The sequence below is a fragment of the Synechococcus sp. BIOS-E4-1 genome (genome assembly GCF_014279995.1).
Lineage (GTDB): Bacteria > Cyanobacteriota > Cyanobacteriia > PCC-6307 > Cyanobiaceae > Synechococcus_C.
Genome location: NZ_CP047935.1, coordinates 2,805,880 through 2,822,425, shown reverse-complemented (window position 1 = coordinate 2,822,425; position 16,546 = coordinate 2,805,880). Strand labels below are relative to the sequence as shown.

The 16,546-nt window shown below is 56.4% G+C and carries 20 protein-coding genes; 12 read left to right on the top strand and 8 right to left on the bottom strand.

Annotation, left to right across the window (positions count from 1 at the left end):
* Positions 1-317 precede the first annotated feature (317 nt).
* Both SynBIOSE41_RS15500 and SynBIOSE41_RS15495 read left to right on the top strand, forming a co-directional pair.
* Positions 318-4,001 (top strand): hypothetical protein, encoded by a 3,684-nt coding sequence (locus SynBIOSE41_RS15500; protein ID WP_186538790.1) that lies wholly within the window; start codon positions 318-320, stop codon positions 3,999-4,001.
* Positions 4,002-4,489: 488 nt separating this feature from the next.
* Positions 4,490-5,071, top strand: a complete 582-nt coding sequence (locus SynBIOSE41_RS15495; protein ID WP_186538789.1) for a helix-turn-helix domain-containing protein — start codon at positions 4,490-4,492, stop codon at positions 5,069-5,071.
* Position 5,072: 1 nt separating this feature from the next.
* Here SynBIOSE41_RS15495 and SynBIOSE41_RS15490 read toward each other — a convergent pair whose 3' ends face one another.
* Positions 5,073-5,657, bottom strand: a complete 585-nt coding sequence (locus tag SynBIOSE41_RS15490) for a tyrosine-type recombinase/integrase (RefSeq protein WP_186538787.1) — start codon at positions 5,655-5,657, stop codon at positions 5,073-5,075.
* 195 nt (positions 5,658-5,852) lie between these two features.
* On the bottom strand, positions 5,853-6,269 hold the full coding sequence (locus SynBIOSE41_RS15485; protein WP_186538785.1) for a hypothetical protein: 417 nt from the start codon (positions 6,267-6,269) through the stop codon (positions 5,853-5,855).
* Positions 6,270-6,691: 422 nt separating this feature from the next.
* Between SynBIOSE41_RS15485 and SynBIOSE41_RS15480 the strand changes: the two genes are divergently transcribed.
* The 3 genes from SynBIOSE41_RS15480 (at position 6,692) to SynBIOSE41_RS15470 (ending at position 9,158) form a co-directional block, all read left to right on the top strand.
* Positions 6,692-6,832 (top strand): toxin-antitoxin system HicB family antitoxin, encoded by a 141-nt coding sequence (locus tag SynBIOSE41_RS15480; protein WP_186538783.1) that lies wholly within the window; start codon positions 6,692-6,694, stop codon positions 6,830-6,832.
* Complete coding sequence (locus SynBIOSE41_RS15475) at positions 6,832-8,274, top strand: hypothetical protein (protein WP_186538781.1); 1,443 nt, start codon at positions 6,832-6,834, stop codon at positions 8,272-8,274. The genes SynBIOSE41_RS15480 and SynBIOSE41_RS15475 overlap by 1 nt, the downstream gene beginning before the upstream one ends.
* A 368-nt stretch (positions 8,275-8,642) precedes the next feature.
* Complete coding sequence (locus SynBIOSE41_RS15470; protein WP_186538779.1) at positions 8,643-9,158, top strand: hypothetical protein; 516 nt, start codon at positions 8,643-8,645, stop codon at positions 9,156-9,158.
* Between the two features lie 52 nt (positions 9,159-9,210).
* Here the strand turns inward: SynBIOSE41_RS15470 and SynBIOSE41_RS15465 are convergent, their stop codons facing one another.
* From SynBIOSE41_RS15465 to SynBIOSE41_RS15450, 4 genes are all read right to left on the bottom strand, one after another.
* Entirely contained in the window at positions 9,211-9,492 is a 282-nt protein-coding gene (locus SynBIOSE41_RS15465; RefSeq protein WP_255475829.1) for an ECF transporter S component, read from the bottom strand.
* Positions 9,493-9,512: 20 nt separating this feature from the next.
* Positions 9,513-10,229 carry a hypothetical protein gene (locus SynBIOSE41_RS15460; RefSeq protein ID WP_186538778.1) on the bottom strand — a complete coding sequence of 239 codons (717 nt, stop codon included), beginning with the start codon at positions 10,227-10,229 and terminating at the stop codon, positions 9,513-9,515.
* Positions 10,230-10,417: 188 nt separating this feature from the next.
* On the bottom strand, positions 10,418-10,948 hold the full coding sequence (locus SynBIOSE41_RS15455; RefSeq protein WP_186538776.1) for a hypothetical protein: 531 nt from the start codon (positions 10,946-10,948) through the stop codon (positions 10,418-10,420).
* Positions 10,945-11,346: a hypothetical protein gene (locus SynBIOSE41_RS15450; protein ID WP_186538774.1), complete on the bottom strand. Its 402-nt coding sequence runs from the start codon at positions 11,344-11,346 to the stop codon at positions 10,945-10,947. Before SynBIOSE41_RS15450 ends, SynBIOSE41_RS15455 begins: the two co-directional genes overlap by 4 nt.
* Before the next feature lie 172 nt (positions 11,347-11,518).
* Between SynBIOSE41_RS15450 and SynBIOSE41_RS15445 the strand changes: the two genes are divergently transcribed.
* On the top strand, positions 11,519-11,812 hold the full coding sequence (locus tag SynBIOSE41_RS15445) for a hypothetical protein (protein WP_186538772.1): 294 nt from the start codon (positions 11,519-11,521) through the stop codon (positions 11,810-11,812).
* A gap of 83 nt (positions 11,813-11,895) precedes the next feature.
* On the opposite strand, the gene SynBIOSE41_RS15440 is transcribed toward SynBIOSE41_RS15445, so the two are convergent.
* Positions 11,896-12,507, bottom strand: coding sequence for a hypothetical protein (locus SynBIOSE41_RS15440; RefSeq protein WP_255475828.1), 612 nt, complete (start codon positions 12,505-12,507; stop codon positions 11,896-11,898).
* A 119-nt stretch (positions 12,508-12,626) separates the two neighbouring features.
* Here SynBIOSE41_RS15440 and SynBIOSE41_RS15435 point away from each other — a divergent pair, with 119 nt between their 5' ends.
* The 6 genes from SynBIOSE41_RS15435 to SynBIOSE41_RS15410 all read left to right on the top strand — a co-directional run bounded on the left by SynBIOSE41_RS15435 (position 12,627) and on the right by SynBIOSE41_RS15410 (position 14,783).
* Positions 12,627-12,767 (top strand): hypothetical protein, encoded by a 141-nt coding sequence (locus SynBIOSE41_RS15435; protein ID WP_186538771.1) that lies wholly within the window; start codon positions 12,627-12,629, stop codon positions 12,765-12,767.
* Between the two features lie 80 nt (positions 12,768-12,847).
* Positions 12,848-13,078, top strand: a complete 231-nt coding sequence (locus tag SynBIOSE41_RS15430; RefSeq protein WP_186538769.1) for a hypothetical protein — start codon at positions 12,848-12,850, stop codon at positions 13,076-13,078.
* A 46-nt stretch (positions 13,079-13,124) separates the two neighbouring features.
* Positions 13,125-13,352: a Nif11-like leader peptide family natural product precursor gene (locus SynBIOSE41_RS15425; protein WP_186538767.1), complete on the top strand. Its 228-nt coding sequence runs from the start codon at positions 13,125-13,127 to the stop codon at positions 13,350-13,352.
* A gap of 219 nt (positions 13,353-13,571) precedes the next feature.
* On the top strand, positions 13,572-13,838 hold the full coding sequence (locus SynBIOSE41_RS15420; RefSeq protein ID WP_186538765.1) for a Nif11-like leader peptide family natural product precursor: 267 nt from the start codon (positions 13,572-13,574) through the stop codon (positions 13,836-13,838).
* A 219-nt stretch (positions 13,839-14,057) separates the two neighbouring features.
* Complete coding sequence (locus SynBIOSE41_RS15415) at positions 14,058-14,303, top strand: Nif11-like leader peptide family natural product precursor (protein WP_186538763.1); 246 nt, start codon at positions 14,058-14,060, stop codon at positions 14,301-14,303.
* A gap of 219 nt (positions 14,304-14,522) precedes the next feature.
* Entirely contained in the window at positions 14,523-14,783 is a 261-nt protein-coding gene (locus SynBIOSE41_RS15410; protein ID WP_186538762.1) for a Nif11-like leader peptide family natural product precursor, read from the top strand.
* 204 nt (positions 14,784-14,987) lie between these two features.
* On the opposite strand, the gene SynBIOSE41_RS15405 is transcribed toward SynBIOSE41_RS15410, so the two are convergent.
* The gene (locus SynBIOSE41_RS15405) at positions 14,988-16,538 is read right to left on the bottom strand and encodes a recombinase family protein (RefSeq protein ID WP_222930554.1); all 1,551 of its coding nucleotides are present in this window, start codon (positions 16,536-16,538) and stop codon (positions 14,988-14,990) included.
* Between the last annotated feature and the right edge of the window lie 8 nt (positions 16,539-16,546).

Below are 16,546 nucleotides of genomic sequence, written 5' to 3'. Positions count from 1 at the left end.
ATATCAGCACTTGGTGAGATCACAGGGGGATCCGCTTCAGGTGACCAAACCTGCAGATCCTCACCCTCGCCGAGGCCCTAGCCCAAACCCGGCGGATTGCAGAGGCCCAACCTCCACACGTTTGAATATAAATGGATTCAGCCAGCCGGCTCAGATTCTCACAACAGGCATGCCCGATCTGTCACCAGGCCAACGGCAAGTGCGCTCAGACTGACGATGGAACTGGGGTCATTTGTTGGACGTTAAGAGACGCCAGCGAAAAAGATTCTCAGGATGATTGGGTCTGCACCAAGTCATCTCAGGACACTGAATTTGCCTTGGGTTCAGTTTGGTTCCCCAAGGCCCTGGCCTACCAAACCAACCCCTTCGATCGGCTGGTGGCGCTCTATGACCGGCCACCGCGCAAGGCCTCTGACGTTGTTCATGTTGAGCCCGCCGCGCAGGAGCCTGTTCGGGAGCTGATCACTGTTGAGGATCGGCACCGTCGCCATGTTGCGCTGCTGGATCGTTTTGCCCAGGAGGGCCGCTTTCGCGTCTCGGTCAAACACGCCCAGGCAATGGCCGAGCGTCTCAACCATGAGGGCGACACCGAACCAATCAGGCAACAGATGGAGGCCGCTGGGTTCTTCAGTGTTCCAAAGAGAAACCAGCGTGTGGAGCTCGATGAGCCGATCCCTGGCGCCTATTGCGCCGATTCGGGTTGGTTGCTCAGGCCGGCGCCGGGCCTGTATGCCCCGCTTCGTGACACCGGTGGGAATCTGCTGGGGTGGGAACTCCGGAAGGACTCTTACCGTGGCGGCCGTTATCAGGTGCTGAGCACGGGCGAGGCTTGCCCGCAGTTGCTTCCCGAGACCGGGGAGCAGCCGATCAACTGGTGTCCACCCCGAGCCGAGGCCCCTGCCAGTGGCTGGCAGACCATCGTTCTGGTGGAGGGCAAAGGCATCAAACCTTGGGTGACGGCGAGGTTTGGCATCCCGGTGCTGGGTTGTGGCGGCAGCCTGTCGGGCTTTGGGGCCCAGGCCCAGCTGCTGGCTGCTTGTGAGCTGCTCGCGCCTGGTGGGCGGATCGTTCTGTTCGCCGATGCCGGCTGGCTGGTGAATCCCAATGTGGCCATGGCCATGGCGAAGACCGTCGCTGTGCTCGTCCATGCCGGTCACCAGCCTGTTGTGGCTTCCGCCCGACCATGGGAGCCAGAGGGCTCAGGCATCGGCAAGAAAAAGAAGCAGGTTCGTCAGGGTCCTGACCTGGTGTTTTATGCCGGCTCTGATCCTGATGAGCTGGATCCGTGGTCGTTCAGCGATTGTTTGGTCAAGGCCCAACCCATCGAGTGGTGGGCCCATCAGGTGAAGACTCCTGAGGAGGTGCGCGAGCGGATCACCAAGGGACTGGCCTTCAGCGCTGAGGCCGATCGCCAGGAAGATCACATCCGCCGGCACGGCAATGCCAACAGGCGAAGGAGGTTCAACACCCGGCCTGAGCTCATGGAATCAGAGCTCGACTCTGTTGAGTTCGACCCCGGTGAGCAGCTGGAGGGCACCGTGGCGGCGATCGAGCGGAACAAGAAGGCCGAGGCCCAACGCCGGCGCCAATGGTGTCTGAGCCACAAGCCTGATCTTGATAAGGCCTGTGCTGCTCTCGAGCAGTTCCCGGTCCTGCCGTTCGACTCGGATGCGCTGACCAGTGATCCCACCATGCTCCTGGCATGCAGGAAGGCTTGGCTTTCAGCATTCCTGCTGGCTGAACACCTTGGGCACTACGAGTGGCTGCCGGGATGGGTTGAGTGCGCTGAGGATGTGCTTCGCATCGGCCAACTAAACGACGAAGACGAAGATCAGTACAGGGAATTTCAGATATCTGAGAAAGAGCGGATCGCCGCTGAGTTCCCTTATGAGCCTCTCCCCCAGCTGGTCATCAACACGAGCGGCACCGGCAGTGGAAAGACACATACCATTGCCCAGCCAGAGGCCTCACGCTCGATCTGGAGCACGGCCGGTGATTCCAGAACTGGCGGAATCGTCTTTGTGAGCAGCAACTATCGGTGCCCGCCGGTCGAGGAGCTGAAGAGCTGGCATCAGATCCCAGCGAGGCATGGCGGCCTGGAGAGCGTGCAGACCCCGGACGGTTCAGTGCGTCTGATCAGGGCCTCAGAGGACACACCTCCGGAGACGCTGGCTGAGCAGGCCAACTGCAGTTATGCCCACCGCTTCGCCCAGGTGCTGAGCCGTGGTCATGAGCTGGATGGGATTCAGAAGTGGTGCAACGACGAGTGCCCGTTCCGCCCTCAACGGACGGAGGACGGGGCGAATGTTGGCGGTGATGGCAGCTGCCAGTGGAAACACGAGATGGAGCGGGTTGTCGAGGAGACCTGTCGCCCGAAGTCCACCAGAAAGGATTGGGTTCAGAGGCTGACCACGAGCACACAGGGTTTGGTTGGTTTGTCGAGCTATGGCGCCGGCCATCTTCAGAACAGCACGGTTGTGATCGACGAGTCAGACCAGCTGCCCGATGCGGTGTGGCAAACCATCACCATCACCCGTGAAGATCTCTGCAGGATTGGTGATGTGACCCGCGAGTGGTTCTGGGATCCCAGGGACCAGGAACTTGCTCATGGTCTGGTCTGCAGCCTCGTTCGCCTGCTCGATCCGCCCGTCCAAAAGAAGGGTGAGGCCTGGCGCCGCGACCATGGCGAGGATCCCAACCAATGCAGAAGTCATCCCCTGGTGGTGAAGGCCCTTGAGGCGATCGCAGCGGCTTACGGCACCGAGGACGGAGGTGTGCAGTTGCCACCACGATGGCTTTTCGCTCCGGACACAAAACGCCCAATGGTGTGGGCCCTGGGAGCTCAAACCGCAGAGCAACAGGCGAAGCGCATCAATCAGGTGGCCATGCCGCTGCTCCCTGACTTACTGCGAGCGGTGATGCCTCGGCTCATGGGAAGTGATGGCCACACCCTGAAGGTCAGCAAAAACACGATCGATGGAAAGGATCAGAGAGTGCTTGAGCTCTCACGCCGGCGACCGGAGTTCAGAAATGCCATCCGGATGGCGGCCACCACCGTGATCCTCGATGCAACCGAAAGGCCTGAGGACCTGCTCGGCATGCTCAGGCTCCCCGCCACAGGAGATGACCCGCGGGCCGTTGCCCAGGTGATCAAGCAGAGGCCTGGGCCTCAGAGCCAAAACACCGGGGCCTCTGGCGCTGAGGTCCTGATGTCCCAAGTGCCCTGCTTGGGCTCGATGGGCCGGAGCCGCCGAACGGAGCTCACCAGGAAAAGAAATGAGTTTGTGGATTCATGGAGGGAGCGTCAGCTCGCCAGGGGCCTCGCCCCGGAACAGATCGGCGTGATTGATCACAAGCCTTTCTGCCGGAGTGATCGCTCCGATGAGCAACCCTGGCTCACAGTGGCCGCTCGAGGAGGTAACTACTTCTCAAAGGCTCGGGCCCTGCTCCTGGTCGGGATGCCGATCAGCAACCTGAACAGCCTTGCTGCTGAGAATGAATTGAGGGGTGGGCCTGGCGCTGGGGACTCGGCCTCGAGAGGTTTTCAAACCCACCTCAACCACCGGGTAGGTATTGAGTTCGTTCAGGCCCGCGGCCGTCTTCGGGAAGGGTTGAGGGAAGGTGAATCGCTAGAGCTCTGGATGCTCGGTGATGCCGATCTCTCTGCACTCTGCGATCAGAACAAATGGACTCGGCCTCGGCCGGTGAGAGCCACCGAGGTGATGGGTGGTGGAGTGAAGACCGCAGAGGACCAGGCCTTGGAGTCTGTGCTCCGAACCATTGTGAAATTGATCCAATCCTCAGAGGCCCTGCCCTCGAGGCAGGAGGAGTTGTGCAAGTTGGCTGGGGTGTCTTATTCGGCTTTCCGGAGAGCTGCTCGGAAGCAAGGGATCACGATCGGGGAGTTGGAGCGCTTGGCTGAACGCACAGTGAGGAGAATGACACCTAATCAATCCGATCTAAGTGTTACTGACACCCCTGTGAATGCACTTGTGGCTTAGTCCTCTGGCTGAGGCCCTGGCCTCGGGTTGGGGTGCAATTGTCTTTTTCGCTGAGATCGGTTGGTGTGACTGAGTTGGGGTTGCTGAAGTACTACAATTGTCCATGGTTGTATAAGAACCCTTCTATACAATGCTGGACAATTGTACTACAAATGAAGGTGTAAGTCAGTCATAGCAAGGGGTTTGGAGGAAAAAGACAATTGCAGGGTAAGGGGGCGTGTGTTTTTCGGTTCGCTTGTGGTGTGCCGCCGTGGCCCTCGCTTCGCTCGGTCCACTTAGCTTGAAAAGTATCTAGTTCGCACCTATGCCTCCACAGCCACGTGACTATCCATCACCCGAAGCTTGGATGAAAGCTCTCTGCAAGTACTACGGCCGCGGCGATTCTTACCCAGTCCCTCGCCGCTCTGCTCCTCCCCTAGGTCTCAGGCGATTCGCTTTCGTTCGTTAACTCAAACTGCAAGCACAATTGCAGGCGTTATTGTGTGTTTATGGCCGACTCAATTTCGCTTCAAAAACGTGAATATGGGAAGCAATCAGCGTTAGTTGAGAGAAGGAAAGAGGTTTTCAAGCTCAAAGCGCATGGATACAGCCTGAGGGATATCGCTCGTCGGCTTGACATCACTCAATCCGCCGCAAGCCGTGATTTTCAGTGGGCATGCTCCGCCTGGGGCGATCTGCCGGAGAACACAGCTGAGGTTGTGAAAGGCGAATGTCTCGAGATTCTGCGGGGTCTCGCCGGCATGCTCCTGAAAGACATTGAGCGTCAGGCGGAGGCTGGCGTGGTGGTCACAACGTTGGGCGCTGATGGCCAACTGCTCCAGCAGCAAGTGAGGAATGGCATTGATCCTCGAGCTGTATCAGAGAGCGGCCGTTGCGTGGAAAGGATGGCGAAGCTTATGGGCCTGATGGATGGGGGCATTGACGCCGCGGGCGCTGCCACTACTGCCATCCAGGTCACATTGCCGGCGCCTTCAGCCGAGGCATTCATGTCACCGGCTCCAGAGCCAGTGGATGTGGCTTCAGAGCCCGTTGAGAGCCCCTCAGGGGGCCCTGAACCAGCAGCAGCCTGAATCACCCTCCGATCGCCTCGAGAGCGCTCATCTCGTCGTTGGGGCTCACATCCACATACCGCCGGAGCTGCCCGAGGCTCGCATGTCCTGTGAAACGGCTCACCGTCATGAGCGAAGCCCCGGATTGAACCATCGTTGTGGCCAGCGATCGCCTGAAACTATGCAGGCTCATGCCGCTCGGAAGGCCTGCGGTCTGGCATGCCTGCCGGAGGGCCAAGTCACAGGCCTGGCGAGTTAATGGCTCGCCCAGGCCAAACCGTCCGGGGAACACGAGATCCCGTGGCCGCGGCTCCCGGCCATGCCGTTTGATCCAGTGACCGCGATAGCGCTCAACCTCTGCGGCCAAACGGTCGCCGATCCGCGGTTCGCGGGTGGTCCTGGTCTTGGTGGTGCTTTTGATGAAGACAATCCGGTCTGAGTGGATCGCACCCCAGCTCAGCCTGAGCGTCTCCGTGACGCGTGAGCCGGTGAACCTCATCACCTGCCAGGCGAACCGCCACTCAGGGGTGGGAGCGGCCATGAGCAGGGTGTTCATCTGTTCCGGCGTGATGGTCGTGGCCTGGCCGGCGCCATTGGTTTTGGGCATGACTGACTTGCTGTTTGGTTTGAAATGGCAAGTGCCCTGGTGTGACTGGCAGTTGAGGCCGGCTGGGGCCTCGTTCAAAACGTCAAGTCAGCAAAAAGGGCACAAGGATGCCGCTGATGGCCGATGGCCTTTCAGCGGATGAGACTGAAAAATTCTTGCTTCAGTGGTGGACTGGTTTTTGGGATGAGACTGGTCTCATTGCTCGCGCGTGTGAGCAGCCTTCACGGCCATCACGGTGTCAACGGCCGCGTCCGGCTCAGGCCCAGCAACCGTCGTGATGGAGCCGTTCGCTTTCAACGCCTCGCGCAGTTCGCGGCTGAGTTTCACGATCGACTGCCAATCGCCTGCTTCAGAGGCCTCGGCCAATGCTCCGGCCAACGCTTGCTGAGTCATGCCGACCATCTCTGAAGCAGTCGGCCGAGCGCTGATGCCCTCACTACCGCGCTGCTCATTGGCTGCCTTCACAATCCGGAAGGCCTGGGCCCGTGAATATCCGTGTTGACGCTGAAGCGTCATGGCCACGATCGATCCGGGCGAGCCCATATCGAGCAACCGCGCGGCCGCCTCGAGAGCGGCATCACGCTGCTTGGCCGTTTTGGCGCCTCCTGCCATCACGCGGCCTCCACATCAGCGAATCCGCGGAATCGCACGTGGTATCTCTCCACAATTGCAGGCGGAAAAAGTGTCATTTTGTTTTAAGATTAAAGTTGACTTGTCTTCAGTCAGTTGCTGATATCGACTGACTGAATTTGTGAAAAAGAGTGTAAGAATTTTTCACTCCTTTATTTTAACTCACAAGCTCACGAAAAAGGGGGCAGTGTGACAATTTATCAAGCGGAATTGGTACCCGAAACTTGCAGATAGTGATTTCCAATTTTTAATATTTAAGAGCTAATCCTCTAAGTGTTAAATACCTTCGATTAAAGGTGTTCCGGGAGGGGCAGGGGTTGAATTGATATCAGCTCTCAGAGGCCTACCCCGTCTGAATTTTTAGCTTTTAAGGGCTTCCTAAACTGCATTAAAAGCATCACCCCATGGCCGAAATGCAGGAGATAAAGCTCACGTCAATCCGTCTGCCTGAACCACTCCATCGAAAGGCCAAGGCAGAGGCCGCGAGCCAGGGAATCAGCCTCTCAAAGCTGATCGCCAGAGGCCTAGCGCTGGTGGTGAAGTGATGGAGCTCCAGACCCCTAATCCATTTCAGGAATTGTTGCTCAAAGCACCGCTTGATGAGCATCTGTTCGCCGGCACCGGCAAGGGCCCCGGCAAGTCCGCGGGCGTGAAATTCCTTGTGGCTCGCGACGCCAGTTTGCTCAAGGAAGACTATGCCTGTCTGATCATCCGAAGTTCATATCAGGCCTTGCTTGAGATTCAGGCAGACCTGCTCAAATACTTGTCGGCGGTGTTCCCCGGAACCAAATACTCGACTGCTGATTCAGTCTTTCGCCTGGGTGGAAGGGACGCACCATTCGGCACCGTCGAGTTGGCCTATTCGGCGAGCTCACCGATGGAGCAGGTCCGAGCGATGACCCGCCTCCAAGGCCGATCGAAGAGCACGATCATCGTGGATGAGGCCGGTGCCACGCCAACCATCCTGGAGTTCACGGATGAGCTTGCGGGCGTTTTGCGGGGCTCGCCAACAGTCCCGCGGCGAATGATTGTGCTCGCCAACCCCGGCGGCCCAGCCCATGCCGCACTGAAGGCCAGGTTTGTGGATCCGCTCCCGTTCGAGCTGACCCACATGAAGCCGCAGCGCTTCTTTTCGGATCACTACCAGCGGTTCGTGATCAGCCTGACCGCAAACGCGACGGTGAACCCTCATCTCGACTTTGAGGCCTACCGCCGCGAAGTCCAGCTGATGGCGCACGACGATCCCGACGTGCTCGCAGCTCTGCTCGAAGGCAAGTGGGGTGATCTGGCCGGGGGCTCGGCCTTTGGCCCTGTGTGGAGTCCCCGCCGATGCCGCCATGAGCTCCCCTCGGGATATCAACTCTCCGAACACATGCCCCGGCCGTTCGTGGTCGGCGACTGGGGAATGAGCGCACCCAGCGCCTGGTATCTGTGCGTCCCTCGGCCGCCAGGCCTAGACACTCCACTGGGCAGCATCCATCTCGCGGATGAGCTCTATACCTGCAGCCGAGATCGCAGTGGCAGACAGTGGTCTCAGGGATCCATGCTCACCAATCAGGAGCAGGCTGAGGCCCTCCGCGAGTGGCTTGAGCGCTGGGGCCTCAGGCCTCGGCAAATCAAGATCCTGTGTGATGACGCGGTGTTCGCCAGGAACGGCTCCCCGAACGGCAGCGTTGCAGGTGACTTCAAGATGGCCGGGGTGCCGCTGCAGCCTGTCGGCAAGAACACGGCAACCATGGAGTCGGGCCTCGGAGCTCTGAAGAGCCGGCTCTCGAGCACCCGCAAGAACTTCACCGCTCCATGGCTCACGTGGTCCACCCGGTGCGCGGCCTGGGAAGCGACGGTGCCGAGCCTTTCCCGAGATCCGAACAATGTCGAGCGGATCGCCTCTGGTCAGGTCGATCACGCCTGTGATGCCGGCCGTTATGCCGTGGTCTGGAGCAACGCCAAGTGGATCACAGGCCAGACCGACGTGAGGGTGTGGTGAATGCGATTACCAGCATGTCCTCATGCCCATCGACCACTGGCATCCCCATGGAGTTCCGTCTGCACCTTGGCCAGTGCAAGTCGTGAAATTTGTTCCAACTCCAGTACAGCTCTGCCACCAATTACTGCCCGTGCTGTGGTCGTAACCAACCATTTCGACAGAGCTTCCCATTCGACAAATCTGATACATAGAGGAACCGGAATATTTCATCTCACAACCTGCAATTGCAGGATGAGCGTCCATCACAAAGGCAATGCAGCTTGTGGCGGCAAAACATGTTGCTGCAAGGGCTTTCATCAGCTTTTCGACTCTTTGCCAACTTTTCCTGATGTGGTGCCGTCAACACATCACCCAGTCGGGGGAATTTGATGTTTTTCGATCCACTTAACGGCCGCCACTACGGGAGCCGGGAGGAGTTTGAGGAGGGCAAGGCCGCTACCCGTGCCGTGATCGCCAACCTTGCGGAGTCATCACGCCAGCAGGCCGAGCAAGACCGGCTCCGCGAAGAGTCCCACCAGGAGGCCTGGGGAGAGATTGAACCCAATCGCTGTGTGTTGATCAGCGCTGTTGCGAGCCGGAAGATCGACCCCTCCACCAGGACCGATATCGGAGAGGTTTGTCTCGATGGGTTGGTGCAGGAGATCTCAGGGGCCCAGGCCTGGATTCGGATCCACTACCTGACAAAGGATCCCCATCAGCCACAGCTGGAGATGACCACCAGCGTCCATCGTGATGAGCTCGAGCTGTTGGGCCATCCCTTCACCTGGTGGCGCCAGTGGAACCTGAAGCACTCCGCTGTTGAGCGAAGCCATCGCTACGGCCGAAACGATGAATGGAACCGGCCGAGTTATTCCCATTTCTGGGAGATCGCTCCTGGGAGTTAATCCTGAGAGCTTTGGGTTAACGAGCTCGACTAGATGAGTCGCGGATAGAACGTCAACTTGCCTTATTTGATGGACCTCTGTAGTTAGAAGGCTCTGCGGCATCCATTTCCCGGTAACCCTTGCTCAGCCACTTTTGGCGAACAATTCCGGGCGCGGCGATGGCCCAGACGATCCAAACAATCCAGCCCAGGAAAACGGCCCACAAAGCAAGGCCGAGGAGGAAGTTGGCCAAACCGTGGCCGATCTCTCCAATACACAGGAAGAAGATCGGGCCAAACAGGAGTGCGCCGAGCCAGACCATTGTTGTGTCGACATGAACAATGTGGCCGTTCACTGGGTTCTAAAAACGCGGCATCAGCTGGTCCGCTCCTTAATGGTGATCTCACCGGATCCGTCTGATTGGAAGGTGCACCGGGCGTTGAATTTCAACTCGGTGCCGAAGCTGTTTTTCGCGGAGAACAGCAGATTCACCGAGGCAGCACCGGTCTGATCAAACTTCCCGTAGTTGTATCCGGCAAAGCGGTTGATGCCGACAGTGCTGGGATGGGTGACGCTGTTAGCGATCATCTCCTCGCAGCGATCTACGGCCAGGTCTTCGCTGATCACCTTGTCGGCTTCAGAGACAGCGACGACATTCGCTTGATTGAGCTCACTTTCGCTGAAGCGGAAGCGGGTGCCGTTTTCGCAATCAACCCAAAAATGCATGTCGTTAAGACCACCACGCATCGAGGAGATTTCAGCGGCGATGACCGAATCACAGGAGCGGTCTCGGCTGGCAACATCAGCTGCCTTCTCCCTATATGCCTGCAGCTCGCCCAATCGTGGGCCGTACTTGGCGACGGTTTTTTCGTAGCCGCCTGCTGCTGTGTAGGGCTTTGTGGCGTATTCAGAGATTGGTGCTTGATATGGCGCTTCCTTTTTCACAGCTGGTGTTTTGGTTGTGGCTGCCTTGAGACCAGATTTCTTCTGGATCGGGTCTTTTACGGAGTTGGAATCGCACGCAACGAGAGCAGAAGCTCCTCCAATCACTACAAGTGATCCGACCAGCAGAAGCGGTTGCTTGAAATTCAAATGTGGGCCTCCAGACGACTAAGAACACATCTGTTGAGAATGCGCCAGGGGTAGGCATCAAGACATCACCTAATCGGGGGATTTCTCGAATCTCTGGGATCTTGCATGTCGCTGTTGTGATTGGGGTGGCCGGCCAAGTGCCCCCACAAGGCCGACCGTGGTGGACCACAGAGAGGGTCACTGACGCCTCAGGGCGCGCGCCCACCACTTGTCTGTTTGAGCTCCGCGATCTTGTGGTGCAGCATCTCGAGCTCAACCTGTGCTTCCTTCAGTCGCTTGGCATAGGAGCCAAACGCTTCATTCATCAGCCGCTGGTTTGTCTTTGTGAGCCGAATGATCTCGGCCTTCTCTGAAGCCACGCTGGCCTGGGCCTCGCGGATCTCGCTGAGGATCTTCTGGTTTTCACATGCAGCGTTCCTGGCCTCATCGCGGCTCTTGCTGAGAGCGGTGTGAATAGCGATCGCATCAGCAGCGCCAATCGATGCCGGTACCGGGGGTGCGGCCTCTGGCTCCGGTTGCGGCTCGGCCTCAGGTTCTGGCTCCTCAATCACCACAGCGGCAGAGGCCTCGGCCTCGAGCTCTGCTGTGGCCTGCTCCATCTCGCTTTTGATCCACTGGTCTTCGATCCAGCTGGCTGCCTTCTCGATGGGCATCCCCTCGGGGAGATCCCACGTTGAACCGTGCAGCTCGAGTACATCGCCGCGATAAGTGACGCTCAACGGAACCTCCGGCGCATGGTCTCGGCCTGTGCCAACTGCACACCCTTTAATTGAGATTCATGCCGAGCTCTTTCATGGGCTGCTTTCCGCTGAGCTTGCTGAACCAAGAGTTCATCTTCGCTAGGCCCTGATTGTCTGAAATTAGCTTCAAGTTGTGCATGCAGGGCAGGGTCAAGCTTGGCCAGCTCCAAGCACAGACTCATGTTCATTGGGCGACCGTTACCGCCGAAAGGCTTCTGATCAAAGATCTCTTGAACGCGAGCTCTTCGCTGTGCTTCAGCTCTCTCTTGCTCTGTAGGAGCTTTGTCAGGGAAAGAGCCGGAGAGTGCATCCGCTTTGAGCTGTGCCGATGCCGAGTTGTTTAGGAGTAAAACAAGTTCAGGATCCTGCATTTTCATCCGGATCGCATCTTCTGGGTTTGTTTTGCTAAATGTGGACCAGTCCTCTGGCATCGGAAGTTCAGGATTGTGCTGAGCCCATCTCTTTAAGCAAGAGATGTTTGAGGAAAGTCCGTGGGTCATCTTCGCCTTTTGCGGTATTTATATTTTAAGTCAGAAATGGTGGGTGCCCATGTCAGACACTGCATCTGAAAATGAACAGAATCAGCCTTCAATCCCGATCGACACTCTCTGGGATGTTGTTGTCGGAATTGATCATGTTGAGTGTGATGCCGACCTGAACTGGACCACTCGCCTCTCAGAGGAGAACCACCACCTCAGAGCAGCGATGAACCTCACCTCACTCGAGCGGCTGAGGACTGCGCTTGAGAAGACTCCATCAACAGCCTCACCAGGTGATCCGGTCGTGCTCAGGGCCGGTGACGCTGTTCTGCTCGCCCGCTCCTTGCTCCGGCGCTTGGCCTGAGGTCTAGGCCTTATGCCTCGCCCCTCCATCCACGATGTAAATGCGGCGTCATTCCAGCTTCTCTCTGATTGTTGTTTGTGTATTCAATTAGAGAAATTTTGTTTCCTTTCAGCGCGATTCAGAAGTATCCAAAGTGTAATCAGACTGATCGATCCGGCTGGACCTATAAATACATGCCATATCTGATTACCACTGGAGCTAAGCATGCCTCCAAAAACCGTTGTAAGCACAACCCCGCAAATCGGATAGATCCAAAGAATTGGATCATGAAAACGTCTCCACCATTGAGCCAAAAATATGATTGTTATGATTGATTGAAGCGAAATTGTGACACCTTTTCCGAGAAGCGGATATGCCACAATTCCTGCGATCACAAGCACATAGAGCAACACTCGGAGTATTTTGTTTGCAGTGACAGATGCAGTCAAGCTCGCCAGGCCTCCTGCAAGGCCTGCATAAAAAAGTCCGTTCCAACCACTTAAACGATTGATGTAGATCCAGTTTGTTTCTGTGTGATCCAACATTTCCGCAAAAGCAGCAATGCTGAAACAAGTAAAGCCAAATAAAAGCAACGAGATGCCGCCATTTGGTAAAACAGTACGCATTGTTGATTTTCTTGAGCTTATACGACTTGCAATCCAAGCTGGAATAAGAACTGCCTGTATGTGTGCCAGTAGTAAAACAACAAAAAACAATGACTTGTCCGGTGGAGTTTTTTAGGAATGATCAGTTGACATTAGTCGCCCATCAGTTGGTGGGCTGAATTCGGGATATAAACCTTGTCAGAATGGACTTAACCCCTCTCACTAAACCAATGTCCGAACCCAAAACCGCCCGCAATCCCTGGGACAGCATTCCCTCTCCACAGCCATCGCGCCCTGGAGATGGCACCAGGGCTTCAGATCTGATCATCCCCTCGGTGAATGAGCGAGCCGACAAGGCTCGCGGCAAGTGATCAGGCGCCCTGCCGAGCGCAGGGCTTGACCACCACTCCCCTCCTGTCTTAGTACGGCTGTACTACAGCAGAGAGGAGTGATGGAGGAGTGGGATTTTGTCGATGAGCGGGAGCTTCAGAACTGGAAAGGAGCCCGGATCTGTCTGACCTGTCAGCACTTCGCCTATGGCGTGGATGCTCACTGCCGAACGATGGTGGCCTGCAATCTCAGGCAGCAGCAGATCCAGCAAGGTGACCATCTGCTCAAGCGTTGCCGCCACTGGTCACCCACCTGGCAGGACCAGGCCGGATGGTGCCCTGAGTACGGGTGACGCTGCTGCTGGCCATGGCAAAGTCTTCTGTACTGGCCAGTCACCCATGTCAGAAGAGCAACTAAAGGCATTTCTCTCCAAAGTCAAAGGCGATTCCAGCCTTCAGGAGAAACTAAAAGCAGCTAAGTCACCTGAAGATGTTGTTTCTATTGCCAAGGAGCACGGTCACAATTTTGGCACTGAACATATCAGCCAGCTCAGTGCAGAGGAGTTGGAAGGCGTGGATGGGGTGGGAACTTGGAACAAGGAATGCATCACAGTCAATATACCCTAATAACAATAAAATCAAAATTTTAACAGCCAACTAAAATTAACAGCCTACAGAACCTACTCATTGCAAAGCCCCTGCAACCGCAGGGGCTTTTTATTGCTTCAATCACTCCTAAATGCTCATGAATAAGCCTTCAATACCTGGCACAATTGAGCGCAGTAAGTATTAACCAAAGACACTGCAGAAGAACATTGCTATAACCGTTAAAGACTCTTGAAACCCATGTCAGAAGAACAACTTAAGGCGTTCATTCAGAAGGTCAAAGCAGACACCAGCCTTCAGGAGAAGCTGAAAGCAGCTGCTAATGCCGATGCTGTTACTGCAATTGCAAAAGAAGCTGGGTTCGCAATTACCGCAGAAGATATTCAATCAAAATTGTCAGACGCGGAACTGGAAAGGGCTTCTGGGGGAGGTGCTTACGATCCTGTGAGCACCAGTAGTTACGATAGGTGCTGTAACTCTCCAGAATGTTGTTTTGATACACACTGACAATCTGTGGTGCACAATGCTGTGATTGAACACAACTGCCTCACTTTCCAAAGCTTACACACTCAAAGCCCCTGCATTGATGGGGAATTTTTATTACTTCAACAGCCTGAATAACCCCATAAACCAGCCTTCACTGCCTGCCACGATTGGGCGCAATAAGTATTAGCCAAAGACACTTCAAGGCATTATTGCTACAACCGATAAAGACTCCCAATACCCATGGCAGAAGAGCAACTCAAAGCCTTCCTGGAAAAGGTCCAAGTCGACACCAGCCTTCAGGAAAAGCTCAAAGCAGCGGCTGACAATGATGCTGTTGCTGCGATTGCGAAAGACGCTGGGTTTAGCATCTCTGCTGATGACTTGAAGAACGCTCAATCAGAAATTTCTGCAGAGGAGCTGGAAGGCGTGGCTGGTGGAGGGGTCGAATGGAGAATGCTGCTGGGGAAGTCGTACGGGTATTGCTGACGGTGTTGTTGATGAAGCCTGGCTGCCTTTGATTGGTTGTGGATGGATTCTGAGCCTACTCATCAAAGCCCCTGCAACGGCAGGGGCTTTTTATTTCTTCAATCACCCCAAATAGCCCACAAATTAGCCTTCAATAACTGGCACGATTGAGCGCAGTAATTATTAGCCAAAGACGCTGCAGTAGACCGTTGCTATAACCGTTAAAGACTCCTGATACCTATGTCAGAAGAACAATTCAAAGCTTTCCTCGAAAAAATCAAAGGAGACTCAAGCCTTCAAGAAAAACTCAAAGCCGCAGCTGATGTTGATGCTGTTCTTGCGATTGCGAAAGAGGCTGGTTTTATGATTTCTGCTGAAGACTTGAAGAACGCTCAAGTCACAGAGCTTTCAGATGAGGAATTGGAGGGCGCAGCTGCTGGTGAAGGTGGTTGGTGCCAACTGATTCCGGTGCCAACTGCCTGTGTAGACACCTGGAACTGAGGGTATAACCATTTTTACACACCCGCGAAAGCCCCTGCATTGACAGGGGTTTTTTATTGCTTCAATGGTCTGACTGACCCCATAAATCAGCCTTCAATACCTGGCACGATTGAGCGCAGTTGAGCAGAGATAGTCAGGGCTTAATTAGCAATCAAGTCTGCAATCAACTAGCAACTCCGGCCAATACTCGTTCAGCGGCAGCAATCAACTCCGACTCCCTGGCATTGGTGCCGTTTGAGTTTTATTCGATGGCTTCCGGCCTAGGCCCATGCCCTCACAGTTGAATGTCGCCGACATGCCTGGCCGCCGGATGGATTCCGCCACGGTCATGGTCACGAGCTCACCGGCCCTGGCCTCGGCGGTGATGAAGCGCTTCAGGATCCGCCGGGTGTTCTCCGGATCCTGCTCAGAGGCCAGGCCTATCTCCGGCAGCTGAAAGGTCTTGACCTGCTCCAGGAAGGCTGCGGCCTCGGCCCCGCCGGCAGCGGCCGACTCGATCATCACGGCCAGTGCCGCTTTCTTTTTATCGAGGACTGGCTGAAGGTCTGGGTCATCCATCGCCTCGAGCTTCATGATTGTTTCGCGCAGGGCCTCGGCCTCGGGGCTGAGCTTCCCGTCTTGAAGAGCCTTCATCTCGTCAACGTGTCTGACCAGCTGTTCGGCGTGTTGCTGCAGGAATGCCAACAGAGCGAAGCGGATCTCCTGCTCGCGGAGCGTTTTGTACTGGGAGGGGCATCCGGTCGTGACGCACCGCATGCACCAATAACTCGCACCTTTGCCCGGCCGATGGTGGTGGATGTTCCGCCCGCAGTCGGCGCAGGTGATCAGTCCGGTGAGAGGTCTTGTGTTCCCCTCCGCCAGGGGCCTAGTGCTCGGTCGTGATCTTGCATGGAACACCGCCAGGATCCGGGCGTGCTGCACCCTTGTCAGCAGTGACGTCTGAAAGGGTTGGCCCTCTTCATCCGCCCAGTGGATCTCGGCATAGTCACCAGGCGGTCTTGAGATATTCCGCTTACGGCCAGTCAATGGATCAACCTCTCTGATCTGCTGGCCATAGGCCCTGGCTCCGGTGAGCGTTGGGTTACAGAGCCACCTCCGCAAGGAGTAGTTGCTCCCCCAGCGGATCCCGTGTTCCTTGTGAAACCACGTCATCAAGGTGTTGGTGCGTGGATCTTCGAGGAATTTGGCAACCGCCTGCTGGGCGATCGGGAACAGGTCGGGATCTGGCTCCAGGCGATCGCGGTTCTCGGTGAAGCGATAACCCCAAAGCGGTACTGATCCGAAGGGCTTCCGTTGTGTTCTGCGAAAGGCCTGGCCATGACGTGTGCGCTCGCCTAGCCGATCGCTTTCAGCCTCTGCCCAACTAATTAAGTTCCTCGCCATAAACCTGCCGCTAGATGTGCTCAGGTCGATGGAATCGTCAAGGGCGATGAGGTTCGGTGTCCTGGCTTCGCTGAAATATCGAAGCAGCTGAGCTCCATGGGCGCTGCTTCTGCTGAGGCGATCCAGTCGGGTGACGATCACCGTGCCGATGGTCCCCTGGCTGCAGGTGGCCAGCAGCCTTGCCAGCTCCGGCCGGTCGTCCCGTGACCCGCTGGCGATATCGATGAACCGCTCGGGATCTGGATCGTTGTGGCTGGCGGCTGAGGCCTCGAGCCGGGCCAGTTGCTGCTCGAGCGCTTGAGATTGTTCTTCGCTGCCGGTGCTCACACGGGCATACAAAGCAACCCGCACTAATCCGCCCTTCCCACTCATTGGATTGT